The following is a 24,043-nucleotide window of genomic DNA, read 5'->3' on the forward strand; positions in this document are numbered from 1 at the left end:
TCGCCGGTGCGTGTCGCGCGAGCCCGGCGCTCGGTTCGCCAGCGTTCGCGAGGCCCGCGCCGCCTTCGACGCCCTCGCCCCAAGCGCCGAGGATCGCCCCTCGAACCCGGACCGCGCGCCGCTCCCCGTGCCCGCGAGCCCCGCGTACCCGCCGCCGCCGGTCACGGGTTTCTCCGCGCCTCCCGTCCCCGCCGGCGCCGCCGGCTCGCCGTTTCGGCACCCGGCGCCCGGGTGGCCGCCCCCTCCGCCGCAGGCTACGGGCAGCTCGGCCGCCCCGTGGCTGGCGCTCGGCCTCGCCGGGATGCTCATCGTCGCGCTGGGCGGTAGCCTCGCCGGCTTCGTCGCGTACCGAAAGCGCGCGCGCGCGCCCAAGCCGACGCCCGTGCTGGCCTACTGGAGCGACGTCGACTCCCCCGTGCCGGTCACCTCGCGAGACCCCGTGTGGGGTGAGCGCGACGCGCCGGTCACGCTGGTCGAGTTCTCGGACCTGCAGTGCCCCTTCTGCAGCCGCGCCGAGAAGACCGTCGCGCAGCTCAAGGGCGAGTACGGCCCTGCGAAGCTCCGGGTCGTGTGGAAGAACCAGCCGCTGTCGTTCCACGCCAACGCTCAGCCCGCCGCCGAGGCCGCGCAGGTGGTCTTCGAGAAGCAGGGTTCGACCGCGTTCTGGGAGTTTCAGCGCCTCGCGTTCGAGAACCAGACCTCCCTCGAGCGCGCCTCGTACATCCGCTGGGCGACGGGGCTCGGCGTCGAGGAGCGCGCCTTCACCCTCGCGCTCGACGGGCGCCAGAGCAAGTACAAAATTCAACAAGATCAAGATCTTGCAAAGCGCGTAGGTGCCACCGGCACGCCCACGTTCTTCGTCAACGGCCTGCGCCTCAACGGCGCGCAGCCGATCGAGAGCTTCCGCAAGCTCATCGACCCCGAGCTCGAGAAGGCCGCCGTGAAGGTGGCCGCGGGCACCCGCAAAGACCGCCTGTACGTCGAGCTCTCGCGCGACAACTACGCTGCGCCTCCGCCGAAGTCCGAGCCGCCACCGCGGCCCGCGGAAGACAGCACCCGCGTGCACAACGTGCCCGTCGGCGCGTCGCCGGTGAGCGGGCCGGCCACCGCCCCGGTCACCATCGTCATCTTCTCCGACTACCAGTGCCCGTTCTGCAAGCGCGCCGAGAAGACCCTCGCCGCGCTCCGCGAGACGTTCGGCGACAAGCTCCGCTTCGTGTGGAAGGACCAGCCGCTCCCGTTCCACTCGCGCGCGATCCCCGCGCTCGAGCTCGCGCACGAGGCCCGCCGCCAGCGCGGCGACGCGGGGTTCTGGAAGGTCCACGACCTCCTCATGGCCTCCCCGCGCCTCGAGGACGACGACCTCAAGCGCATCGCGGGCGAGGCGAACCTCGACGTCGCCAAGGCCATGGCCGCCGTCGCGCGGCGCCCCCACTGGTCCGCGTCGTCGTCCGGGTCCGCCACGTCCGACGACGCGCTCCTCGCCAAGAGGCTCCACGTCAGCGGCACGCCCAGGTTCTTCATCAACGGCCGCTCGCTCGTGGGGGCGCAGCCTCCCGAGGCGTTCTCGACGATCATCCGCGAGGAGCTGGCGCACGCCGAGCGCCTCGTGAAGTCCGGCACGAGCCCCGCCGGCGTGTACGCGGCGATCATGGCGACCGCGGTCGACGAGGACCTCCCCTCGCCGCCCATCGGCGGCGCGGTCCTCGGCGGCGACCTGGCGCCCACCGTCACGCAGGTCGACGTCAAGGTGGGAACCGGGATGATGGCCGCGAGCGGCGACCGGCTCAAGGTGCACTACGTCGGCACCCTGGGCGACGGCACGGAGTTCGACAGCTCGCGAAAGCGGGAGGCCCCGTTCGAGTTCGAGCTCGGCGCGGGCCACGTCATCAAAGGGTGGGACCAAGGCCTCGCGGGGATGCGCGTGGGCGGCACGCGCCGCCTGGTCATCCCACCGAGCCTCGCGTACGGCGCCGCCGGTCACGCGCCGATCCCACCGAACGCCACGCTCACCTTCGTGGTGGAGCTGCTCGAGGTCAAGGCGAAGCGGTAGCCAGACCAACCACCAGCCCGCCTCCGCGGCCCCTTCAAATCGTCACGACGTCGAAGGTCTCGCAGGGCGCGCGGCGGCGCCTGAAGCCTCGGTGCGCGAGGGTGGCCACGCCGGCCGCGGCCGTGAGCTCGAGCCACCCGAACGGGCTCGGCGCCGGCACGTGCGCGAGCGTGGGGTGCCGCGCGCGGGCCCCGGTGAGCAGGCGCATCCGCGGCGCGCTGGCGCTGCCCGAGACCACGAGGTGCTTGCCGCGCGACGCGAACCGCTCGTACGCGTGGACATGGCCGCTGACCCACGCGCGGGCCTTCGGGGCAGCGTAGAACGCCTCGAGCAGCTCGCAGAGACGCGGCGCGCTGTCCCCCGTCATCGCGCTGTTCGTCCACGGCGGGTGGTGGCTCGCGACCACGACGGCGCGCACCGAGCCCTCGCGCTCGGCGTCCGCGAGCTCGGCCCGAAACCACACCACCTGCTCGCTCCACAGCCGCGGACCGAGCGCGCGGCGGTTGGTGTCGAGCACGAGCACGCGCACGTCGCCGAGCGACACCCGCTGCCAGCTCGCGGGCCCAAGCAGGCCGCGGCGCGCGAGGTCGTCGTAGCCTCGAAACGCGAAGGGGAACAGGTCGTGGTTCCCCGCGCACGCCGCGAGCCTCACCCCGCGAGCGCGGAGGCGCGCGAGGCACCCGTCTACGATCTGCCAGGCCGTCCTCGACTGGCGCGCCACGAGATCCCCTAGGAAGATCGCGACCTCGGCGTCGAGCGCGGCGACGAGGTCGAGGAGCCGCGCGCGCTCGTCCGAGTTGTCTTCGCGACCGATCAGCCGCTCGAGCCACAGGGTCGCCTGGGTGTCCCCCACGAAGATGGCGCGCGCGTCCGTCACCCTACGACCGTAGCAGCACGATCGAGTCGAAGCCGCGCGTGGACCGAGGTGGCCCGCGCCGCGACCGTGGTACCGTCACCCCATGGAGCGCCCTCGCGGAGGAGTCGCGCGCGGCGCGGTCGTCGATCGCGGCAAGCAGCTCCGCGCCCGCGTCAGCGCGTGCGCCCTGCGCGCCGCGAGCGCCTGCGCCGCGCTCGCCACGTCGCCTCGGGCGGCCGCCCAGGTGAACACCGAGGCGCTGCGCCCCCAGCTGATGGAGTCGGGGGTCTCGGGCACCGCTGATCTCAGCGTCGGGCTGGCGAAGGGGAATGTAGACTACATCGACATCGGCGGCGGGCTCCGCGTCCAACTCCAGACCCTGCGACCGCCCCGCGCCGACGGCGGCATGCCCTTCGCAGCGCAGCGGGTCTTCGTGGCGGCGAGCGCGCGCTACGCGGAGCGCACGCCCCTCGGGGCGGAGCGCGGCGAGGCGTTCGTGAACCAGCTGCTCGTGCACGCGCGGTGGACCGCCATGTGGCGAGAGCGCTTCGGCACCGAGCTGTTCGCCCAACTTCAAACCAACGAGTTTTTCCGCCTACGCGTGCGCACGCTCGGCGGCACCGGGCTGCGGTTCGAGATCGTGCACGAGGAGCCCGTGCAGGTGTGGGCGGGCACCGGCACCATGCTGGAATACAACCGCGTCGACGTGGCCCCGGGCGCGCCTGATCCCTCGACCGAGCTCGTCAACCGCTCCACGAGCTACCTCGGCGTCCGCACCGCGCTCCGCGACAAGACGCTCCTCCTGCAGCTCATGGGATACGTGCAACCTGCATGGATTCGCCCCAAGGACGTCCGCACGCTCGTCGAGCTCGAGGCGCTCGCCAAGGTCACGGACGCGTTCTCGCTCGGCAACACCCTCTCCGTCCTCCACGACAGCGAGCCCCCGACGACCGTGAGGCCCACCGACCTGAGACTCACCATGACGGTGAAGCTCACGTTCTGAGGTCCGCGCGCAGCCTCCGCCGAGCGCCGCGCGGGACGCCACGGCCGCATCGATCACGCGTAGCGCGCGAGGAACGGCGCGAGCTCGGCCACGCGAGCCTCGGGCCAGGCCGCGCGAGGCGTCAGGATCGCCGTCTTCAGCGCCGAGTGCGCGGGCGGGCTCGTGCCCACCGGGACCCGCTGGATGGCGAGGGCGAGCGCGCGCTGCGCGAGGGCGGCGTTGGCCTGCAGCTGCTTCACCACCGCGCCGACGTGGACGTCTTGGTCTTCGCCCTCCACCGGCTCAGCGTGCTCACCGAAGGCGTCGTAGTCGGTCACCATCGCGAACGTCGCGTAGCTCATCTCGGCCTCGCGGCAGAGCTTCGCCTCGGCGAGGTTCGTCATGCCTACGATGTCGCACCCCAGCGACCGGTGCCACTCGGACTCCGCCCGCGTCGAGAACGCCGGGCCCTCCATGTTGACGTACGTGCCACCGAGCGTGCAGGACGCCCCCGCGTCTCGGGCGGCGGCGTAGAGCACCTCGGCGAGGACCCCGCAGACGGGCTTCGAGAACCCGATGTGGGCCACGATGCCTCGCCCGAAGAAGGTGTGCTCGTCGCGCTGCTTGGTGCGGTCGAGCATCTGCAGGGGGACCACGAACTGCCCAGGCGCGAGCTCGCGCCGGAGCGATCCCACGGCGCTCGCGGAGAGCACCCAGCGTACGCCGAGCTGGCGCAGCGCGTGGATGTTCGCGCGGAACGGGATCTCCGAAGGCAGGAGCGTGTGGTGGCGGCCGTGGCGCGCGAGGAACGCGACCCGTCGGCCTCGCAGACGTCCAATACGGAACGTGTCCGAGGGCGCGCCGTACGGCGTGACCACGGCCCGGTCCTCCTCGACCACGAGCCCCTCCATCGAGGAGAGCCCTGTGCCGCCCAGGACGGCGATTTCCACGAGCTCGGGAGTCTCTCCGGCGGGATCAGTCACTGTGCTCACCCTTCCTCTGCCGCGCGCTCTACCGCGCTCTACCGCGCTCTACCGCGCTCTGCAGATCTCGCTCGACTCGCTTCGATCGCGCTCGAGCCCGGCCAATTGTCCGAGCGAGCTCGCGATCCAAGCGGCGCGCCCACACGGCGCGCCGCTCGGCCGGTGTCAGCCGCCTGCCCCGAGCCGACCGACGACGCCGCCCAGGATCCACGCGACCGTCCACGCGATCATCGTGATCTTCGCGGGGGGCATGAGCTTCTCTCCCTTGGCCGCGGCCTCCGCGTCCAGCTTGCCCGAGTTCGCCCAGCCCCAGTAGAAGCCGAGCGGGCCGCAGAGGCTGAGGAGCCCCCACATCACGCCTGCGTTCTTGAACGCACGAATAATCGTGATGACCCAGGCGACGAGGCCGACGAGCGAAATGAGTCCAGCGAGTGCTTGCATCGTGATCCCTCCGTGACGCGGGCAAGACGCCCGCGCCGAAACGGTACCCCACGCGAGGCGCGGCCCCCTCACTTTTCCCAAACTGGGCGCGCGCGCGACACATGACGCGACCCGACCACGCCCCGTCGGCCGCACAGTGATCTCGCTCGAAGATCACGCCCGCCCAGCGAGCTAGCGCTCGACGAGGAACAGCGTGTTCCCGTCGGGATCGCTGAACGTCGTCGCGGCCGCGCCCAGGTGCGCCTCGCTGCGGAGCGCGAGGCCGCGGTTCTCGAGGAGCGCGGCCGAGCGCTCGACGCTCGCGACCGAGAGCCCCAACGTCGCGCGCGGACGCGCGGGCGGCGCGGGCGTGAGCGCCACGAGGAAGCCGCCCCCCAGGTCGAGCGTCGCGGACTCGGGGGGGGCCGGGGCCCGGCGGGCCCGGGGGGGCGCGGGGGGGGACCCGCGGCGCCCCCCCGGGGGGGGGGGGGGGGCCCCCCGGGGCGCCGCCGGGGGGCCCCCGGCCCCCGGGGGGGGCGGGGGGGGGGGCCCCCCCCCGGCGGCCCCCCCCCCGGGGGGGGGCCCCCCCCGGGGGGGGCGCCCGCCCCGCCCGGGGGGGGCGGGGGGGGCCCCCCGGGGGGGGGCGGCCGGGGGGGGGGGGGGGGGGGGGGGGGGGGGGGGGGGGGGGGGGGGGCCGCGGGCCCTGGGCCGGGGGGGGCCGGGCGGCCCCGCGGGGGGGGGCGGGGGGGGGGGCGGGGGGGGGCCCGGGCCCCCCCCGGGCCGGGGGGGGGGGCCCCCGGGGCCTCCCGGGGGGGGGGGGCGCCGCGGGGCCCCGCGGGGGGGGGGGGGGCGGGGGGGGGGGGGGGGGGGGGGGGGGGGGGGGGGGGGGGGGGGGGGGGGGGGGGGGGGGGGCCCCCCCCCGGGGGGGGGGGCCCCCGCGGGGGGGGGGGGGGGGGGGGGGGGGGGGGGGGGGGGGGGGGGGGGGGGGGGGGGGGGGGGGGGGGGGGGGGGGGGGGGGGGGGGGCCCCCCGCGCGGGGGGGGGGGGGGGGGGGGGGGGGGGGGGGGGGGGGGGGCCGGGGGGGGGGGGGGGGGGGGGGGGGGGGGGCGGGGGGGGCGGGCCCGCCGCGCGGGGGGGGGGGCCGCCCCGGGGGGGGGGGGGCGGGGGGGGGGGGGCCCCCGCGGGGGGGGGGGGCGGCGCCGGGGGGGGGGGGGGGGGGGGGGGGGGGGCCCGGGGGGGGGGGGGGGGGCGGGGGGGGGCCCCCCCCCCCGCCCCCCCCGGGGGGGGGGGGGGGGGGCCGGGGGGGGGGGGGGCGGGGGCGGGGGGGGGGGGGGGGGGGCGGCGGCGGGGCGGGGCGGGGGCCGGGGGGGGGGGGGGGGGGGGGGGGGGGGGGGGGGGGGGGGGGGGGGGGGGGGGGGGTTTTGGGGGGGGGGGGGGGGGGGGGGGGGGGGGGGGGGGGGGGGGGGGGGGGGGGGGGGGGGGGGGGGGGGGGGGGGGGGGGGGGGGGGGGGGGGGGGGGGGGGGGGGGGGGGGGGGGGGGGGGGGGGGGGGGGGGGGGGGGGGGGGGGGGGGCCCCGGCCCCCCCCCGAGCGCCCCTCCACGGGCTGGGGGGGGGGGGGGCGTCGGGCGTGGTTGTGCCCCTTGCGCCGAGCTTCCTCAGCGTCTCCAGGGCGTCCGTCGCGCTCCGCCTCGGTCGAAAGCCGAGGCCCGACGAAAGTCCGCCTCGAAGATGGGCTCCAGCACCAGCTTCGCCGCCATCCTACCCGGGGTCCCGACCGTCGGGATCCGGCCACCTCCGGGAGCTCTCCACGCCCTGCTCTTCGAGGCGCGATCGTCAGGCATCGACGCCCGCGGCCCCCTTTGTTCTGTCTCCCCGCTTCCATGCTTCCGCGAGGACGTCCCGCGATGCGGTCGACAGCGCATGGAAGGGCGCTCCGGTTGCGCTTGGCTGAGGGCTGCAGTTGTCCTCGGAGGGCCGCGCCCTCGGGGGGGGGGAACCGGTCTCGCGCCAGCCCTCGCGCTTACCTGCTCTGCCGACACGACCACCCCAGGGACCTTTCCTCCCCCCGCCGTTGTTCTGCGCGGCGTTCGTTCCGCGGCTCGCGCCCCGGTCTTCGGTACAGGTGGACACCCGCTGCGCAGACGTTCCATCTTCGAAGGCCTGCTCTGGCCTGGCGCAGAGGGTCTCCGAGTTCCGCACCTCTCCGCGGGCGCCCCTTCCCGGGCCGACGACGCGCTTGACACGCCGTCGATGTTGCCCTCGCCGCGCGGGGCCGGCTCCCGGATTGTTTCCCGACGAGGCTGCAGGCTTCCTCCTTGCGCCGCGTGCTTGCTCGGTCCGTGGACCCTTCGAGCCCCGCTCGGCGAAGATCTCTCCCGCTCGGCTCCCCCGCCCGGGCCTGCAGGGGGCGGCGGGGCGGACGGGAGGGGACTTGCCCCGCTGGCGAGTGCGCGAGCCGCGCCGCGCTTCGCGGCTCGGTCCGATCTTCTTCACGGCGCACCATGGGCAGAGGCTTAGTACCTCGGCCCCCTGACCTCAACCGAGTTCGCGAGGAAGCGAGCGATGGCCGGGGCGACGAGGCCGTCGTTCGCGGGCATCGGGCCCGGGCTGCAACGGCTACGGCGCCAGGACGGCCGCGGCGCGCGGGCCGAGGGTGAGCGTCACCTGCCGACCGGCGACCGTGATGTCGCCGCCACCGAGGCGATCGCGGAGCCTCTGGCCGCTCGCGAGCGGCAGCGTCGTCGGCAGCGTCACCGTCGCGGTGCGCCCCGCGGGGTTCGACGTGAGCGCCACGAGCGCGGCCTCGCCGGCCGCGGTGACCCGCGCGTACACGAGCAGGTCCTCCTCGGCGAGCACTGTGCGGTAGTCGCCGCGGCGGAGCGCGGGCAGCTCGGCCCGAGCCCGGCCGAGCGCCCGGGTGAGGTCGAGGGTCTTCTGCTCCTCGGCCGAGAGCGCGCCGGCGCCGCGCCACATGCCGCGGTTGTTCGGGTCGGCGCCGCCGAAGTCGCCGTACTCGTCGCCATAGTAGAGCAGCGGCGCGCCGGGCTGCGTGAGGAGCCACGCCATCGCCAGCCTATGCCGGGCGAAGGGCTCGGCGTCCACTGGGGGGCCCGCGGGGTTCGACCACTTGTTCCCGGGTACGCCGCGGTCGGCGCTCGCGTTCTGCCCGCGGTAGCTCGCGAGGGTGACGAAGCGCGCGGTGTCGTGACTGCCGATGTAGGGCGTCATGACCGCGCCCGCGGTGTACTGCTCGAGGCTCGCGCGAGACCAGTAGTCGGCGTGGATGAGGCCCTTGTCGCCGTACGCGAACGAGCGATAGGGCACCGCGTGATAGAGCACGAAGTCGAACTGGCCGTCGAGCGCCAGCGGCCCCATGTAGCGGTTGATCGTGGAGTACTCGCTCTGGTTGCACGCGAGGCCACAGTCGTTCCACCCCATGGCCGTCTCGCCGGTGAGGAACACGCGGCGCCCCGACGCCTCGAGCTCGCGGTGGATCTTCTCGCGCAGCGCCATCGCGGAGGCGTCCTCGACGTGCTTCACCGCGTCGACGCGGAGGCCGTCGAGATCGAACGAATCGAGCCAAAACACCGCGTCATCGGCGAACTGCTCCGCGACCTTGGGCACCTGCCAGTTCACGTCGGGCAGGTAGTCGGCGAAGAGGCAGTCGAGGCGGCGCCCGGTCCAGTCGCAGCCGCCGGTGCCGCACACGCAGCCCGTGCGGAACCAGTCGGGGTGCTGGGTAAAATACTCGTGCTCGCGGTGGATGTGATTGACCACGAAGTCCTGCAGCACGCGAATTCCGTGGGCGTGGGCCGACTCCACCATCGCCTCCAGCGCAGCCCTCCCGCCGATCCGAGGGTCGACCTCGCGGGCCTTCGTAGGCCAGTATCCGTGATACCCCATCACGTTCGCCACGCCGCCGTCGGCCGGGTACGATCCGGCCGGGTTCGTGTGAAAGGGCGAGAGCCACAGCGCGCGCACGCCGAGCTTGTCGAGGGTGCCATCGTCGATGCGCGCCTTGAGCCCCTGCAGATCGCCGCCCTTGAAGTCGGCGCGGGCGTCGACGCCGGGTGTGCGCGCGGGGTCGTTCGCTCGGTCGCCGTTCTCGAACCGGTCGATCATGGCCATATAAATGAGGGCGTCCTTCCACTCGAACGCTTGCGCCTCCACCCAGAACACGAGGCGGAGCGGCCGGGTCTCGGCGCCCGACCTGTCCTTCGCCGTGAGCACGACCGTGTATTTCCCGTCGTCGAGGCCCGACAGGTCGACCTTCACGCTACGCGTGGCCGCGTCCACCGTGGCGGGCACCTTCTTCACCGAGCGCCCGGCGCGGACCTCGGCGACGACCGACGCGGGGTCGAGCCCGGCGCCGCCCGCCGGCCGCGTGAAGACCGCCTCCGCCGCGAACGTGCCCTTCTTGGCCTCGGGCCGCGCGACGACGATGGGGCGCGCGAGGGTCAGCGTCGGCACCTTGCAGTCCGCCGCGCGGACGCCCGAGTTCTCGATCCCGCTGACGTACTTGCGGAGCTCGGCCTTCGGGTCGAGCTCGTACTCGCCGTCGAGGAGCAGCTTATACCCCACCACCGGGCCGAGGCTCGCGTCCAGCTTCACGCGCGCGGTGTACGCTCCCTCGGCGTCGGGCCCGACCATGGGCGTGCCGGGCTTGGCGAACGCGTTCCACTCCCCCGCGAGGGCGACCTGCCGCACGACGCGCCCCGCAGGCGGCACGTAGCGGAACGCGGTCTCGCAAGCGACCTCGGGCCCGGGCGGGGCCACCGGGGGCGCCGCGTCCGCGTCGGCATCCGGCAGGGCACCGTCGACCCGCACGGGCGGGATCGCGCCGTCGGGGAGCGCCCCGCCGTCGGTCGCCGGGTCGGCGGGCGGGGTGGAGCTGCAGGCCGCGGCGACGACGAACGCGCCGAGCAACGAAGAGAGTCCTGCGATGCGCATCGCCATGGAGCTAGCACGCGGCGCACGCCCCGCCAGGGCAAAGTCACTCATGGCTGCGTTACGGCACGGGCCCGACGCCTGGCGCGCCTCGTCGGTCTCCGGGAGCTCGGCCGGTCGCCTGCGACGGCCCACGCATCCCCGCTTCAAGGCGAGACCTCGCCTGCGGCTCGGGCTCGCCTTCGACCTGCGTTCGCCCCTGCGGGGCTCACTTCCGGTTCAAGATTGGCCAAAGGAGCGCTAGGGTCCCCTTCATGAAGCTCGCGAGCCCCTTCGCCGTCGCCGCCGCCGTCGCCACCACGGTCGCGCTCTCCTCCGCTTGCCTGGTGGCCTGCACCCCGCCCGAGGGCCCGAAAGGCGCCCAGATCAAGGCGGGCGAGATGCCCGAGGGCGAGACCTACACCGGGGTCTACTTTCACCCGGTGTACGGCCACCTGCACATCGTCGAAGACGGCGGGAACGTGTTCGGGAAGTGGAAGCGCGCCGACCAGAGCCGCTGGGGCGAGCTCCAAGGCACGAAGACCGGCAACGTCGTCCACTTCAAGTGGAAAGAGCACACGATCGGCCTCGTGGGGGCGGGGTCCGAGTCGGCCGGCAAAGGCTACTTCGTCTACAAGCTCGGGAAGGACGGCCCCAACGCGTCTGCCGAGCTCGATGGCCAGTTCGGCCTGAAAGACGACGAGACCGGGGCCGACTGGCACAACGTCAAGCAGCAGCGCGCGACCCCGGATTTGAAGTCGATCCCGGGTGACACCGACGCGACCTCGCAGCCCACCGGAGAGAAGTGGGAGTGAGCTAGTCGCACGTCCTCGCCCTCCATCTCTCTGCCTGCGCACGGCGTCGCCCCCAGGCGGCGCCCTTTTTCTTTCGACGCTCCCCTTCGTCCCCCCTCGCCCGAGAGCCCCCATGTCCGTTCGACTGAGCCACCCCGACACCTTCGTTCGTCGTCACCTCGGCCCGAGCCCCGCGGAGCAGCAGAAGATGCTCGACGCGCTCGGCCTGCCCACGCTCACCGCGCTCACGAGCGAGATCGTGCCCGCCAGCATCCGCTCGCCGAAGCCGCTGACCGTGGTGGAGGCGCTCTCGGAGCGGGCCATGCTGGGCGAGCTCGCGGCGCTCGGCCGCGAGAACGTCATCGCGAAGAGCTGGCTCGGCATGGGCTATTCGGGGTGCATCACGCCGCCCGTCATCCTGCGCAACATCGTGCAGAACCCCGGCTGGTACACGCAATACACGCCCTATCAGGCGGAGATCGCGCAGGGGCGCCTCGAAGCGCTGCTGAACTTCCAGACCCTCGTGATGGACCTCACGGCCCTCGAGATCGCGAACGCGTCGCTCCTCGACGAGGGCACGGCCGCGGCCGAGGCGATGGCGCTCGCGCACGCCTTCAAGGGCACCCCGGAGCGTCAGACCTTCTTCGTGTCGAGCGAGTGCCACCCGCAGACCCTCGAGGTCGTGAAGACCCGCGCGGAGCCGCTCGGCATTCGCGTCCACGTCGGCGATCACCGCGCCGTCGACCTCGCGGCGCTCGGCGCGTTCGGCGCGCTCGTTCAGTATCCCGGCACGCACGGAGAGGTGTTCGACTACCGCGCGTTCGGAGAGGCGGCGCACGCCGCGGGCGCGCTCTTCGTCGTCGCGGCCGACCTGCTCGCGCTCGCCCTCCTCGTGCCGCCGGGCGAGCTCGGCGCCGACGTGGCCGTAGGCAGCTCACAGCGCTTCGGCGTGCCGCTCGGGTACGGCGGGCCCCACGCGGCGTTCTTCGCTACGAAGAACGAGTTCGTGCGCAAGCTCCCCGGGCGCATCATCGGCGTCTCTCAAGACGCCCACGGCAAGCCCGCGCTCCGCATGGCGCTGCAGACCCGCGAGCAGCACATCCGGCGCGAGAAGGCGACGAGCAACATCTGCACGGCGCAGGCGCTGCTCGCCGTGGTCGCGAGCATGTACGCCGTCTACCACGGCCCTGAAGGCATCCGAGGCATCGCCGAGAGCGTCCACGGGGCGGCCTGCACCTTGGCCCACGGCCTGCGCAAGGCCGGCCTCACCGTCGAGACCGGCGTCTTCTTCGACACGATCGTCGCCCGCCTCGACGCGGCGCGCGCGACCGCGGTGTTCTCTGCCGCCGCGGCCGAGGGCGTGAACCTACGCCGCGTCGGGGCCGACGGCCTCGCCATCGCGTTCGACGAGACCACGACCGAGGCCGACATCGCCCAGGTGCTCCGCCTCTTCGGCGCCCCGGCCGACGTGCGCGCCCTCGCCGACGAGGCCAGCTCGTCGCTCCCGAAGAACCTCCGCCGTACGAGCGCGTACCTCACCCACCCAGTGTTCTCGGCGCACCACTCCGAGACCGAGATGCTGCGCTACATGCGCAAGCTCGAGAGCCGTGATTTGTCGCTCGCCCACTCGATGATCCCGCTCGGCTCGTGCACGATGAAGCTCAACGCTACGGCCGAGATGATGCCGATCACCGAGCCGTGCTGGAACGCGCTCCACCCGTTCGCGCCGCTCGACCAGGCGAAGGGGTACGCCAAGGTGTTCGCGGACCTCGAGCGCTGGCTCTCCGAGGTCACGGGCTTCGCCGGCGTGTCGCTCCAGCCCAACGCCGGCTCGCAAGGCGAGTTCGCTGGCCTCCTGGCCATTCAGAAATACCACGAGAGTCGCCACCAGGGTCACCGCAAGGTCTGCCTCATCCCGCAGTCGGCGCACGGCACGAACCCCGCCTCGGCGGTGCTCGCTGGCCTCGAGGTCGTGGTCGTCGCGTGCGACCCCGAGGGCAACGTCGACGTCGACGATCTCGTGAAGAAGGCCGACGCCCACAAGGAGTCGCTCGCCGCGCTCATGGTCACTTACCCGTCGACGCACGGCGTGTTCGAGGAGCGCATTCGCGAGATCTGCGCGATCGTCCACGAGCGCGGCGGACAGGTGTACATGGACGGCGCCAACATGAACGCGCAGGTGGGCCTCACGAGCCCCGGCGAGATCGGCGCCGACGTGTGCCACCTGAACCTCCACAAGACCTTCTGCATCCCCCACGGCGGCGGCGGACCGGGGGTTGGGCCCATCGGCGTGGCCGCGCACCTCGTGCCGTTCCTCCCGCGGCGACCAATCTTCGACGCCGACGGGGCGGGCACGGTGGGGCCCGTGTCTTCCGCGCCCTGGGGCTCGGCGAGCATCCTGCTCATCTCCTGGGCGTATATCCGCATGATGGGCGGCGCGGGGCTCACCGTGGCGACCCAGGTGGCGATGCTCAACGCCAACTACATCGCGACGCGGCTCTCACCCCACTTCCCGCTCGTGTACAAGGGCCGCAACGGCCGCATCGCGCACGAGTGCATCCTCGACATGCGCGGGTTCAAGAAGTCGGCGGGGATCGAGGTCGACGACATCGCCAAGCGCCTCATGGACTACGGCTTTCACGCGCCCACGATGTCGTTCCCCGTCCCCGGCACGCTGATGATCGAGCCCACCGAGAGCGAGTCGCTCGCCGAGCTCGATCACTTCTGCGAGGCCATGATTGGCATTCGCGAGGAGATCCGCGCCATCGAGGACGGCCGCCTCCCCAAAGACGACAACCCCCTGAAGCACGCCCCGCACACCATCGAGTCGATCTCCACGGCGACGTGGGATCACCCGTACTCGCGCGAGCTCGCCGCGTTCCCCACCCCGTGGACGCGCGAGCGGAAGTTCTTCCCCGCGGTGGCGCGCCTCAACAACGCCCTCGGCGACCGGAAGCTCGTGTGCTCGTGCCCCCCCATGGAGGCGTACGTCTAGGAGTGTGTCGGGAAAAGACCAACGCCACCCGACCGCGACCGCGACCCCCGACCTCGCCCGCGACCCGAAGCCGCGGGCGGCGAGCGCGAACCCCAGCGGCGGATGAGGCCCGTGAGGAGCGCCACCAACCGATCCCCGAGGACGACGCATCGGTCGGTCATGCCCCCGGTCGCGCTGGCGGCGCCGGCGACCGCGACGATTCGCCACTGCACGGGGCAGGGCCTCACGTCGTTCCGCGAGTGCGAGCAGTTCTAGGCGGCGCGGCTATCCGCCAGCTCGGCGACGGGTGGACGCTGGTGACGGCCGACGGGAGCCTCTCGGCGCAGTGGGAGCACACCGTCATCGTCACGCGAGTCGGCTTCGAGCTGACCACGCAGCTTTGAATGAGCAGCGCGAGCCGCGACCACGGTCGGCGGCGGCAGCGGCCGGGCGCGCCCGCGAACGAGCGACGCCCAGCGCACCGAGCCGTCGGAGGATCTTTGGGAACGCCTACCGCTCAGCCCTGCTTGCGGCGACGGCGCACGACCCTCGCGAAGGCGAGCCCCACGAAGCCGACGGCGGCCGCGGCGAGCCCCTGCTCCGCGCGCGGCGCGAGCGGCGCGGCGGCGCAATGGTTCGTGGAGCTACGAATCGCCTCGCTGCGGGGCGCGGTGCCGGTCTGCTCGCAGCCGACGTACACCGGGCAGAGCGGCTCGTTCAGCTCCTTCGTGACCTGACGGATGTTCGAGACGAGGGCTTGGTCCTTCGCCGCCTGGAGCGCGAGGTCCTCCGTGAGGGCCGCGTGCGCGAGGTCGGAGCGCATGCGGGTGACGAAGAAGTCTCCGTCGTTCCTCTTGTTGAAGAGCACGGCCAGGTCCTCCTCGCGGACTTGGTCGGCCGTCTTCGCCGGTGTGGTCGGCGTGGCGGGGACCTCCGTGTAGTCGCCCGTCCCGCCCGGCGGACCGAAGCGCGAGGTGAGCCCGGTGCGGATTTGGCCAATCGGGAGCCGGAACGCGCTCTCGAGCTCCCAGCCGCGGCCCTTGTTGGCTGCGGTACGCTCTTCGCGGAGCGCCTTGTAGTTGCTCTCGCTCTTGGTCCAGTCCCACAGGAGCTCGTCGGCCTTGATGGTGAACGAGGGGAAGTTCGTCGTCTCGTAGCGCCCGTCGCCGATGACCCACAGCGTGATGCCCACCACGGGGCCCGTGCCCGCGGCTACCATACGGAGCGGCAGCACGACCGCCGGCCCCTTCGTGGTGACGCGCACCGGGCGCATCGCCTGCACGTTGGCGCCGGGGCGGAGCTTCATCGCGAGGAAGTTGAAGTGCTCCTTCACATACTGGGCGATCACCGGCTTCACGTCGGCGGGTACGGTGAACTTGTTCTCGGCGAGCCACTGGTTCAACGCCTCGGCGTTCTCCGACTGCAGCTGCACCGTGGCGTAGGGGCCCACGTTCTCGACTTTGGTCACGGTGACGCCGGGCGCGCCAGCGGCCGCGTCGGCGCCTCGCGAGTCGGCGGACGCGCTCTCGAAGTCGCCGCCACCGCACCCCGAGGGCGGGCTCGGGCAGTTCAGCGGAGGTGCCACGATGCTCGTCTGCGTGAACCCACCGATGGTGGAGAAGAGCGTGTCGGCCGAGAGACCGACGTCGGCCTCGCCCGAGATGGGGAGCACCCACGCGAACTCCTGCGGGAGCCCCTGGTAGCGGATCTGGTCGTAGAGCGTGCTCTGCCCCTGCGCGACCGAGAGGATCATCCGGTGGTCGGTGACGACCGTCGCGTCCTCTGGGGGCACGAAGCACCCGCCACAGGCGGAGGCCGTGGACTCGGTGGCGAGCGTGGCCCCGGCCGAGAGCGCGAGGCCGAGAGCGAGCGGAGCGAGGCGAGCGAGGCGACGGACGGAGCGCAGGTTCATTCGAGGTTCTCCTGATGAGGACGTTGCAGCACGCGTGCCAAGCGCGAGTTGCGCTGGAACTCGGTCACTTCGAGTCTCACTCGGTCCCCCGCGCGGGCGCAACGACTCACGCTGGCACAGCGACACGCAAAATCGGTCGCGGCTCCCTTGCGCACGTCGGAGGGCGTCCGCAGGTTGCGGGCTCCACTCACTTCCTAAAAAGAAGGACCTCACATCATGTTCGTCATCGCGGGTGTCTCGGGTCATGTCGGTTCGGTCGTCGCCAAGTCGCTGCTCGCGGCGGGCGAGAAGGTCAAAGTGCTCGTGCGCGACGCCAAGAAGGGCGAGCCGTGGGCAGAGCAGGGCGCCCAGGTCGCGACCGGCAGCCTCGACGACTCGGCGTTCGTCGCGGGCGCGCTGAAGGGCGCGGAGGGCTTCTTCACGCTCCTGCCGCCTCCTCCGTTCACGGTGCCGGACTTCTTCGCGGCGCAGCGCGCCACGGCCGATGCGCTCGCTGCCGGCGTGAAGGGGAGCGGGGTCCCCCATGTCGTCTTGCTCTCGTCGGTCGGCGCCGACCTGGCGGAGGGCACGGGCCCCATCAAGGGCCTGCACTACTTTGAGGGCCTGCTGCACGCCGCGGGCGTCCAGCTCTCCGCTATCCGCGCAGGCTACTTCCAGGAGAACGTCGGCATGTCGGTCGCCCCCGCGAAGGGCGCGGGCATCTACCCGAACTTCGCCCCCTCCGCGGACCTCGCGATGCCCATGATCGCGACGAAGGACATCGGCGCGCTCGCCGCGAAGCTGCTCGTGGAGCGGCCCGCGAAGTCGGAGAACGTCGACCTGCACGGCCCGGCGTACTCCGCGAACGAAGTCGCGGCGAAGCTGGGAGCGGTGCTCGGCAAGGCCCTCAACGTCGTCACCATTCCCCAGGCCGGTCACCTCCCGGCGCTCCTCGAGGCGGGCCTCCCGCCGACGTTCGCCGCCGCCTACGCCGAGATGTACGCGGGCTTCGCCACCGGCAACGTCGGCCCGAAGGGCGACCGACTCGTGCACGGCCAGACCACGCTCGACGAGGTGCTCCCTAGCCTCGTCAGCCTCGTCAGCTGAGCGCTTCGCAGCCGGTGGATTGACTCTCGTCAGGCGAACGCGTCGCGCACGGCGGGGTGCGCGGCGAGGAGAGCCAGCGCCTCGCCGAGCAGGGTCTTCCCCGGCTCGGTGCGGTGCCAGGTGGACGCGCCGCTGGGGTGCGGCAGCGGCACCACGTCGCACTCCACGCCGTGCACCACGCGCCGGTGGACCTGGCCCACCACGTCCGCGAGCTTGTTCACCTCGCCGAGCGCCTGCGTGATCGCCAGGCCGCCCACGGGCAGCAAGAGCCGCGGCTTCAGGATGGCGATCTCTCCCGCGAGGTAGCGCTCGCAGGCCGCGATCTCCGTAGGGTCGGGCTTGCGATCGCCGCCCCCCTTCGCCTTGCCGGGGAAGCAGCGGGCAACGGCTGCAATATACACGCGTTCGCGCACGCGTGCCTCGTCGACCCCGAGCGCGCTGTGGAACCACTTGAACAGGGTCTTGCCGGCGGTCCACGCGAAGGGCCGGCCGAAGCCTCCCTCGCGCGGCCCCGGGGCCTGCCCCACGAGCACCACGGGGGTGACCACGGCGGCGCCGTGGACGACGGGCCCGATCATCGACGGGCAGGCCTTGCACGCGTCGAGCTCGGCGTGCAGCGCGAGGAGCCGCCGCTTCTGGGCTTGCTCTGCGCGGTGGGGGCCCGGCGTCGTCACTCGGCGGCGCCTGCGGTCGCGGCGGCCCTCGCGAGCAGCGGGAAGCCGAGGGCCTCGCGCTGCGCCAAGTACGCCTCGGCCACGCCCTTCGCGAGGCCGCGCACCCGGCCGATGAAGCGCGCGCGCTCGGTGACCCCTATGGCGCCGCGCGCGTCGAGCACGTTGAACTGGTGGGCGGCCTTCGCGACGAAGTCGTAGGCGGGCAGCACGAGCTTCTTCAGGGGATCGGCGTCCCGCGCGAGCAGCCGCTTGGCCTCGCGCTCGAAGTGGTCGAAGGCCGCGAAGTGGGCCGCGGTGTCGGCCTCTTCGAAGTTGTAGGTGCTCCACTCCCACTCGGCGCGCTTCGCGAGCTCGCCGTAGCTGACGCCGGGCGCATAGGCGAGGTCGTACACCGAGTCGACGTCTTGAAGGTACATGCAGATTCGCTCGAGGCCGTACGTGAGCTCGCCCGAGACCGGACGACAGTCGACGCCTCCCACCTGCTGGAAATACGTAAACTGGCTGATTTCTAGGCCATCGAGCCACACCTGCCAGCCGAGCCCCCACGCGCCGAGGGTGGGCGACTCCCAGTCGTCCTCGACGAAGCGCACGTCGTGCTCCTCCGGCTTGGTGCCGAGCGCCAGGAGCGACTCCACGTACAGATCTTGGATGTCGATCGGCGCCGGCTTCAGGATCACCTGGAACTGGTGAAACTGCTGGAGCCGGTTCGGGTTGTCGCCGTAGCGCCCGTCGGTGGGGCGGCGCGACGGCTCGCAGAACGCCACGGCCCACGGCTCGGGGCCGAGCGAGCGGAGGAACGTGTTCGGGTTGAACGTGCCCGCGCCCACCTCGGAGTTGTAGCCCTGCACGAGCGTGCAGCCGCGCTTGGTCCAGAAGTCTTGGAGCGTGAGGACGAGCTCTTGGAAGTACATGGCGCCCCTGGGTCTACCATGTTCGCGCGGGCGCGCGTGCGCCTCGCGAGCGCGGCTCGCGAGCGGCGGGCGCGCGCGGCGCGCTCAGTAGGCGGGCGGGCCGTAGCCGGGTGGCGGGCCGCCGTAGCCCCCCATGGGCGCGCCGTAGCCGCCCGCAGGAGGCGCGTAGCCGCCCCCGCCGAAGCCCTGGGGCCCCGCGCCGCCGCCCGACGCCGACGCGGTCTGGAGGGCCATCGCCGCGCTGTCGAACGACAGCATGTAGAAGAACCACAGGAAGGGCGCGACCAAGATGTTCATGTACGGCACGAACTGGAAGATGCACGACACGAGCGACAGGCTCTTCGGCGCCGTGCGGTGGCTCCCCGAGGTGCGCAGCAGGTAGTCGAGCGCGTCGCACAGGCCGCCGCTCACCACGAACATCCAGTAGAGGTTGTAGAGCGGGACGAACAGAAATCCGACGGCCTCTCCTGGGCTCACGCGCTTGCCCGAGCCCGTGACGCGGTAGTCGGCCGGGATCGCGGCCCACGCCGAGTAGGTCCACATGAGGGCGATGACGAGGCGCCCGAACAGCGCCAGCGTACCGCCGAGCAGGGCGAGGACGACGCCGACCTCCTCCGCGCCGGCGCCGCCGGCCACGCCGCCGAGCACCATGAGCGCGATGCCGCCGACCAGCGAGGCGAGGTAGACCCACTTGAGCGCGCCGCTGTGGGCGCGGTACGCGATCGGTCCCGTCGGCTGCGGGGGACCGAAGCCCGGGAAGCGAGCCGCGTGAGGCGCCGCGTAGGGGTTGTGCGCCCCCTGCGCCCCGTGCTGACCCGACATGCCCCCAGCGGGAGAGAATCCATAAGGCGCGTTCATTGCGATCCCGTACGTCCTTCCGGCGCGAAGTCTTCCCCGCGCGGAGGAGGAGTGTAGCGCCATTTCTCCTTGTGTCTCCCTCGCGGACCGGTCCATGTGTCGGCGCATGTCCAAGAGCCCTCACAAATCGCTGCTCCCCGCCGAGATCGCCGCCTACGCCGCGGCCATGAGCCGCGAGACCGAGGTGCAGCGCGCGCTCCGCGAGGAGACCGCGAAGCACCCCCTCGCCCGCATGCAAATCAGCGCCGATCAGGGCGCGTTCCTCGGAATGCTCGTGCGCCTGCTGGGCGCCACGCGGTGCCTCGAGGTGGGCACGTTCATGGGCTACAGCGCGCTCGCGGTCGCCCTCGCCCTCCCCGACCACGGTCGGCTGGTCGCCTGCGATCGCAGCGACGAGTGGACCCAGGTGGCGCGACGCGCCTGGGCGGACGCAGGCGTCGCCCACAAGGTCGACCTCCGCCTCGGGCCCGCCGAGGCCACGCTGCGCGCGCTCGTCGACACGGCACGCGACGGCCTCGACCTCGTGTTCGTCGACGCCGACAAGAGCGCCTACGACACCTACTACGAGCTCTCGCTCTCGCTCTTGCGACCCGGAGGCGTGGTCGCGTTCGACAACGTGCTCTGGAGCGGCGCGGTCACCCGCCCATCGAGCGACGCCGACACCGAGGCCCTCCGCGCGCTGAACGCGAAGCTCTTCGCCGACGCGCGCGTGGACACGTCGTTCCTCACGCTCGGCGACGGGCTCCTGCTCGCGCGCAAGCGCTGAGCGCGGTGAGCGCGCTGAGGGGCGGCATCATCCGCCGACGCCGAGCAGCTTATTCATCGAGGCTTCGTCGGCCGGCGTGAAAGGGTAGCGGTCGAACTCTCCGCTCGAGACCCACTTGAAGTCGCTCACGGCCCGCGCCTCGAGAGTGTCGCTGAGCAGGTGGCACTCGTAAAGGAACAGGTCCACCGAGTAATGCTCGTACGGGTGGCTTACGAACGAGATCAGCTTGCCGCAGGTGATTTCGGCGCCGAGCCGGTGCATCACCTCGCGGCGCAGGGCGTCGCCGTCCGTCTCGCCCTCCTCCACCTTACCCCCTGGAAACTCCCAAAGCAGCGGGAGGACCGCCGCTGCGCGGCGCTGCGTGATGAGGTAGGAGCCGCCGCGCTCAATCACGGCAGCGACGACGCGGATCGTGCGCTCCACGCGATCCACTTTAGAGGCTCAGGCGGAACAGCTGCTGGCCCATGAGCAGCACGTCGCCCACCTGGACCTCGGTCTCCTCGCGAAGGCGAACGAACGTGCCGTTCGAGCTGCCCAGATCGGTGAGCGAGAGCGCGCCGTTCTCCCAGGCCAGCCGGCAGTGGAGGCCCGACACGTAGCCGTCCTCGGGGAAGAGCACGTCGCCGCGCTCGCGGCCGAGGTGCATGCCGACCTCCGGCACCGGGAACGAGTTGCCCGTGGTCTGCCGGCCGATGATGAGCGAGATGCGGCCGACGTAGCCCTTGGCGGGCGAACCGAGGCGCTCGACGCCGTCGGGCGACGGGGGCTCGTCTTGGATCGGCTCGAAGCGGATGATCTCCTGGCCGATGCGGAACACGTCGCCGTGGCGAAGGCCGATCGGCGTGTCGCGCGCGAGCTTGCGGTAGACCCCGTTCAGCGAGCCCTCGTCGCGCACGATGAGGGACGAGCCCGCGCGCGTGAAGCTCGCGTGGCGCGGCGAGAGGTAGCTGTCGGAGGCGAAGATGTGGCCGGTCTCGCGGCCGATGAACACCTGCGGCTCCGTCGGGAGCGTGAACGACCCGGCCTCCGAGCCGTCGGCCCGGAGCGCTGTCAGCACGAAGCCGGGAGCGGGCGCGGCCGGCGGCGCGGCGACGGGGAGCGACGAGCGGCTAGGCGACTTCGTGAGCCGGAAACCACACGACCCGCAGAAGAGGTTGTTCGGGCCGTTCGGGTGGGCGCACTGCGGACACGGGCTCAGCGCGGGCGCGGCCGGGGCCGCCGGCGCGGGCGCGGGCGCGGCGTATGCGGCCGCGGCGTAGTTCGGCACCGGCTGGGGCTGGTAGGTCGGCTGCGGGACCGCTTGGTACGCGGGCTGCGGCGGTGGCTGGTACACGGGCTGCGGCGGCTGGTACGCAGGCTGCGGCGGCGCTTGGTACGCGGGCTGCGGCGGCGGCTGGTACACAGGGGCCGGGGGCTGCGCGGCCACGCCGTGGGGCGGGGTGTTCGCGGTGAACGGCCGCGGCGCCGGGTCGCGGGGCAGCTCGGCCCCGCAGCCGAGGCAGAACTTGTAGTGTTCCTGGTTTTCCTTGGCGCACTTCTGGCACGTGATCACGGGCGTTCCTCGCGGGAAAACGGACGGCTTTGTCGGGCGAAGCCACGCGAAGGAGGAATCCCCCGCCCACCTCGATCGGCTGCCGAAGGGAGGGCTTGGGCCCCGCTCCCGGCTGTTTGGGAGTATCAGACGTTGGGAAAAGGGGTCAACCCCCTGACAGTCCGGCCCCGCGCGCGCGCGAACGACGCGTTATTTTTACAATCCTTTCCGCATGTTGCGAAACTTTCGAGGCGACGCGGGCGCGCGCGGCGTATCCTGGCGGGAGATGGCGAGAGGCGTCACCGAGGGCTCCGCGTGCGACCCGAGCGACCGCGCGAGCCCCGATCCCCGGGTCCTCGCGGCGCGCGCCGAGCTGCTCGAGGGCGTAGGCCGCGACATCGCGGCGAGCTTCCCGGGCATCACGCGGCTGGGCGGGCAGATCGTCGCGGCGCTGTACCTAGCCGAGGGCCCCATGAGCATGGACGAGCTCTCGGAGCTGCTCGGGCGCGCGAAGAGCAACATCTTCGCGAACCTCCGCGGGCTCGAGGCCGCGGGCATCGTGGAGCGTCGGCGCGAGGCCGGCGCGCGGCACGACTCGTTCGGCCTCAAGGGCAAGTACCCCGACGTGGTGATCGGCGCCTACCTCACGCGGCTGCGCAGCGTCGTCGCCGACAAGTGCGCGCTCTCCCGGCGAGCGCGCGGGCTCCTGGGCGACGCCGAGGGCGCCGAGGCTGACCGCCTGCGCGACCGCCTCGATCAGCTGCTGACGAAGTACGAGCGCTTCGCGGTGCTGTGCGACGAGCTCTTCCCCGTGGTCGACGGACCGGTCGACCTCATCGCCATCATCGAGACCATCCCGGCGCCCGTGGTCGCGGCCGTCATGAAGGCGGCCCGCGCCGCACGAGCGCTCTCGCGCAAGACCTGAGGCCGAGCGCACCGGGCCTCCTTCGGAGCGCGTGAACGCCAGCGCCGCGCGGTCCATTTCCCAAGCGCTCGCCTTGGGCCAGAATGGGCGCGATGCGACGCCCCCTCATTGTGTTCGCGGCCGAGACGCTCAACCTCGCCGAGGTGACGCGAATGCTCGAGATCGCGAAGGTCGCGAAGCGCGCGTTCGAGTGCGTGTTCCTCAGTTACGACGGCGCGCGTAGGAATCATCGCTTCATCGAGGCCGAGGGCTTCTCGATCGTCGAGCTCGCTCCGCAGCTGACCCCCGAGGCCGTCGATCGCTTCTGGAAGATCGACCGCATGGAGGCCGTGGGCGACTTCTTCACCGAGGCCGACCTGGCGGCGCGCGTCGAGTCCGAGCTCGCGCTGTACGAGCGCCTGGCCCCTGTCGCGGTCGTCACCGGGTTCTGCCTCTCCGTGTCGGTCTCCGCCCGCGTGGCGAAGGTGCCGCTGGTCTGGATCGCGCAGTCGACATGGTTTCTCGAGCACGCCGCCAAGTACGGGGGCTGGCCCGACTTCGCCGACTTCGCGCCCACCCGGCTCGTGCCGAAGGGTCTCCGCGATCGGCTGGGCAGCTGGCTCACCCCGGTCGGGTACGCGCTATGGGCGAAGGGCCTGAACCGCGTGGGCGGGCGCTACGGGCTCCCGCCTCTGCGGGGCTCCGGGATGTTCGAGGGAGACTACACGCTCCTCGCCGAGCCCGAGGGGCTCTCCGAGACGCCCATCCCACCGCGCCTGGCCGGCCGCTGCCGCTTCGTGGGGCCGCTCATCGGGAGGCTCGACGTGCCCATCCCGAAGGAGATCACCGAGCTGCCTCGCGACCTGCCCATCGTGTACTTCGCCATGGGGAGCTCGGGCCTCGAGCGCGTGGTGAAGGACACGCTCGCCGCGTTCGCCGGCCAGCCCTACCGCGTGATCGCGCCGGTCGGCGCGCTGCTCTCCGATCGGTCCACGGTTCCGCCGAACGTGACCATCACGGGGTGGGTCCCCGCGGAGCGCGTGAACGCGATGGCGCGGGTCTCCGTGCTTCACGGCGGCATTGGCACCTTGCTCACCGCCTGTCTCGCCGGAACGCCCATCGTGGGGATCCCCAACGGGAATCCCGAGCAGGAGTACAACCTCGGCTGTCTCGTCAGGAAGGGCTTCGCCGTGCACCTTCACAAGCGCCAACTTGGGCCCGAGGACGTGGTCGCGGCCGTGCGGCGCCTGCTCGACGACGAGGGCGCCCACGCCGCGGCGCGCGCCTTCCAGCGCGTCTGCGAGGCCTGGGACGGCCCCGAGCTCTCCGCGCGCTTTCTCGAGGAGACGTTCGGGGGCGGCGGAAGGCGGCGCGACGCCGCGGTGTGATCGGCGCGCTCTCCGGGGGCCGACG

The 24,043-nt window shown here is 72.7% G+C and carries 19 protein-coding genes and 1 pseudogene; 9 read left to right on the forward strand and 11 right to left on the reverse strand.

The features are described from left to right. On the forward strand, window positions 1-2,053 hold a 2,053-nt coding region (locus IPQ09_13820), incomplete at its 5' end, for a thioredoxin domain-containing protein (GenBank protein ID MBL0195281.1). 34 nt (window positions 2,054-2,087) lie between these two features. Here IPQ09_13820 and IPQ09_13825 read toward each other — a convergent pair. Continuing rightward, the gene (locus IPQ09_13825) at window positions 2,088-2,930 is read right to left on the reverse strand and encodes a metallophosphoesterase (protein MBL0195282.1); all 843 of its coding nucleotides are present in this window, start codon (window positions 2,928-2,930) and stop codon (window positions 2,088-2,090) included. A gap of 82 nt (window positions 2,931-3,012) precedes the next feature. Here IPQ09_13825 and IPQ09_13830 point away from each other — a divergent pair, with 82 nt between their 5' ends. After that, a complete protein-coding gene (locus IPQ09_13830) occupies window positions 3,013-3,912 on the forward strand; it encodes a DUF481 domain-containing protein (GenBank protein ID MBL0195283.1) in 900 nt (299 codons plus the stop codon). A 53-nt stretch (window positions 3,913-3,965) separates the two neighbouring features. Here IPQ09_13830 and IPQ09_13835 read toward each other — a convergent pair whose 3' ends face one another. The 4 genes from IPQ09_13835 to IPQ09_13850 all read right to left on the reverse strand — a co-directional run bounded on the left by IPQ09_13835 (window position 3,966) and on the right by IPQ09_13850 (window position 10,244). Continuing rightward, window positions 3,966-4,802: an MTAP family purine nucleoside phosphorylase gene (locus IPQ09_13835; GenBank protein ID MBL0195284.1), complete on the reverse strand. Its 837-nt coding sequence runs from the start codon at window positions 4,800-4,802 to the stop codon at window positions 3,966-3,968. A 237-nt stretch (window positions 4,803-5,039) separates the two neighbouring features. Next, a complete protein-coding gene (locus tag IPQ09_13840) occupies window positions 5,040-5,315 on the reverse strand; it encodes a hypothetical protein (GenBank protein MBL0195285.1) in 276 nt (91 codons plus the stop codon). Window positions 5,316-5,486: 171 nt separating this feature from the next. Beyond that, window positions 5,487-5,675 carry a hypothetical protein gene (locus IPQ09_13845; protein ID MBL0195286.1) on the reverse strand — a complete coding sequence of 63 codons (189 nt, stop codon included), beginning with the start codon at window positions 5,673-5,675 and terminating at the stop codon, window positions 5,487-5,489. Window positions 5,676-7,910: 2,235 nt separating this feature from the next. Continuing rightward, window positions 7,911-10,244: a glycosyl hydrolase gene (locus tag IPQ09_13850; GenBank protein ID MBL0195287.1), complete on the reverse strand. Its 2,334-nt coding sequence runs from the start codon at window positions 10,242-10,244 to the stop codon at window positions 7,911-7,913. Window positions 10,245-10,495: 251 nt separating this feature from the next. On the opposite strand from IPQ09_13850, the gene IPQ09_13855 reads away from it, so the two are divergent. From IPQ09_13855 to IPQ09_13865, 3 genes and pseudogenes are all read left to right on the forward strand, one after another. Next, the gene (locus IPQ09_13855) at window positions 10,496-11,035 is read left to right on the forward strand and encodes a hypothetical protein (protein ID MBL0195288.1); all 540 of its coding nucleotides are present in this window, start codon (window positions 10,496-10,498) and stop codon (window positions 11,033-11,035) included. 112 nt (window positions 11,036-11,147) lie between these two features. Then, a complete protein-coding gene (gcvP, locus tag IPQ09_13860) occupies window positions 11,148-14,009 on the forward strand; it encodes an aminomethyl-transferring glycine dehydrogenase (protein MBL0195289.1) in 2,862 nt (953 codons plus the stop codon). A 254-nt stretch (window positions 14,010-14,263) separates the two neighbouring features. Continuing rightward, window positions 14,264-14,392 (forward strand): annotated as a pseudogene (locus IPQ09_13865) (type I methionyl aminopeptidase). A 113-nt stretch (window positions 14,393-14,505) separates the two neighbouring features. Here IPQ09_13865 and IPQ09_13870 read toward each other — a convergent pair. Next, window positions 14,506-15,900: a DUF2330 domain-containing protein gene (locus IPQ09_13870; protein MBL0195290.1), complete on the reverse strand. Its 1,395-nt coding sequence runs from the start codon at window positions 15,898-15,900 to the stop codon at window positions 14,506-14,508. Between the two features lie 216 nt (window positions 15,901-16,116). Between IPQ09_13870 and IPQ09_13875 the strand changes: the two genes are divergently transcribed. Next, window positions 16,117-16,986, forward strand: a complete 870-nt coding sequence (locus IPQ09_13875; GenBank protein MBL0195291.1) for an NmrA family NAD(P)-binding protein — start codon at window positions 16,117-16,119, stop codon at window positions 16,984-16,986. Window positions 16,987-17,015: 29 nt separating this feature from the next. Here IPQ09_13875 and IPQ09_13880 read toward each other — a convergent pair whose 3' ends face one another. The 3 genes from IPQ09_13880 to IPQ09_13890 all read right to left on the reverse strand — a co-directional run bounded on the left by IPQ09_13880 (window position 17,016) and on the right by IPQ09_13890 (window position 19,429). Then, window positions 17,016-17,564: a uracil-DNA glycosylase gene (locus IPQ09_13880; GenBank protein MBL0195292.1), complete on the reverse strand. Its 549-nt coding sequence runs from the start codon at window positions 17,562-17,564 to the stop codon at window positions 17,016-17,018. A 92-nt stretch (window positions 17,565-17,656) separates the two neighbouring features. Further along, window positions 17,657-18,571, reverse strand: a complete 915-nt coding sequence (gene glyQ, locus IPQ09_13885) for a glycine--tRNA ligase subunit alpha (protein MBL0195293.1) — start codon at window positions 18,569-18,571, stop codon at window positions 17,657-17,659. 84 nt (window positions 18,572-18,655) lie between these two features. After that, entirely contained in the window at window positions 18,656-19,429 is a 774-nt protein-coding gene (locus IPQ09_13890) for a DUF4328 domain-containing protein (protein ID MBL0195294.1), read from the reverse strand. Between the two features lie 106 nt (window positions 19,430-19,535). Between IPQ09_13890 and IPQ09_13895 the strand changes: the two genes are divergently transcribed. Then, on the forward strand, window positions 19,536-20,195 hold the full coding sequence (locus tag IPQ09_13895; GenBank protein ID MBL0195295.1) for a class I SAM-dependent methyltransferase: 660 nt from the start codon (window positions 19,536-19,538) through the stop codon (window positions 20,193-20,195). Window positions 20,196-20,222: 27 nt separating this feature from the next. Here the strand turns inward: IPQ09_13895 and IPQ09_13900 are convergent, their stop codons facing one another. Next, entirely contained in the window at window positions 20,223-20,618 is a 396-nt protein-coding gene (locus IPQ09_13900; protein MBL0195296.1) for a (deoxy)nucleoside triphosphate pyrophosphohydrolase, read from the reverse strand. A 10-nt stretch (window positions 20,619-20,628) separates the two neighbouring features. After that, window positions 20,629-21,747: an FHA domain-containing protein gene (locus tag IPQ09_13905; GenBank protein MBL0195297.1), complete on the reverse strand. Its 1,119-nt coding sequence runs from the start codon at window positions 21,745-21,747 to the stop codon at window positions 20,629-20,631. Window positions 21,748-22,012: 265 nt separating this feature from the next. On the opposite strand from IPQ09_13905, the gene IPQ09_13910 reads away from it, so the two are divergent. Both IPQ09_13910 and IPQ09_13915 read left to right on the forward strand, forming a co-directional pair. Further along, on the forward strand, window positions 22,013-22,651 hold the full coding sequence (locus tag IPQ09_13910) for a MarR family transcriptional regulator (protein MBL0195298.1): 639 nt from the start codon (window positions 22,013-22,015) through the stop codon (window positions 22,649-22,651). A 92-nt stretch (window positions 22,652-22,743) separates the two neighbouring features. Further along, window positions 22,744-24,018, forward strand: a complete 1,275-nt coding sequence (locus IPQ09_13915) for a hypothetical protein (protein MBL0195299.1) — start codon at window positions 22,744-22,746, stop codon at window positions 24,016-24,018. Window positions 24,019-24,043 lie beyond the last annotated feature (25 nt).

Source organism: Myxococcales bacterium (assembly GCA_016720545.1).
Classification (GTDB): Bacteria; Myxococcota_A; Polyangia; order Polyangiales; family Polyangiaceae; genus JAAFHV01.

Coding starts and splice junctions, on each gene's coding strand:
- IPQ09_13835 (MBL0195284.1), bottom strand. CDS start 4,802: ATGGAGGGGCTCGTGGTCGAGGAGGACCGGGCCGTGGTCACGCCGTAC.
- IPQ09_13870 (MBL0195290.1), bottom strand. CDS start 15,900: ATGAACCTGCGCTCCGTCCGTCGCCTCGCTCGCCTCGCTCCGCTCGCT.
- IPQ09_13915 (MBL0195299.1), top strand. CDS start 22,744: ATGCGACGCCCCCTCATTGTGTTCGCGGCCGAGACGCTCAACCTCGCC.
- IPQ09_13830 (MBL0195283.1), top strand. CDS start 3,013: ATGGAGCGCCCTCGCGGAGGAGTCGCGCGCGGCGCGGTCGTCGATCGC.
- IPQ09_13850 (MBL0195287.1), bottom strand. CDS start 10,244: ATGCGCATCGCAGGACTCTCTTCGTTGCTCGGCGCGTTCGTCGTCGCC.
- IPQ09_13840 (MBL0195285.1), bottom strand. CDS start 5,315: ATGCAAGCACTCGCTGGACTCATTTCGCTCGTCGGCCTCGTCGCCTGG.
- IPQ09_13875 (MBL0195291.1), top strand. CDS start 16,117: ATGTTCGTCATCGCGGGTGTCTCGGGTCATGTCGGTTCGGTCGTCGCC.
- glyQ (MBL0195293.1), bottom strand. CDS start 18,571: ATGTACTTCCAAGAGCTCGTCCTCACGCTCCAAGACTTCTGGACCAAG.
- IPQ09_13880 (MBL0195292.1), bottom strand. CDS start 17,564: ATGATCGGGCCCGTCGTCCACGGCGCCGCCGTGGTCACCCCCGTGGTG.
- IPQ09_13895 (MBL0195295.1), top strand. CDS start 19,536: ATGTCCAAGAGCCCTCACAAATCGCTGCTCCCCGCCGAGATCGCCGCC.
- IPQ09_13910 (MBL0195298.1), top strand. CDS start 22,013: ATGGCGAGAGGCGTCACCGAGGGCTCCGCGTGCGACCCGAGCGACCGC.
- IPQ09_13890 (MBL0195294.1), bottom strand. CDS start 19,429: ATGAACGCGCCTTATGGATTCTCTCCCGCTGGGGGCATGTCGGGTCAG.
- gcvP (MBL0195289.1), top strand. CDS start 11,148: ATGTCCGTTCGACTGAGCCACCCCGACACCTTCGTTCGTCGTCACCTC.
- IPQ09_13855 (MBL0195288.1), top strand. CDS start 10,496: ATGAAGCTCGCGAGCCCCTTCGCCGTCGCCGCCGCCGTCGCCACCACG.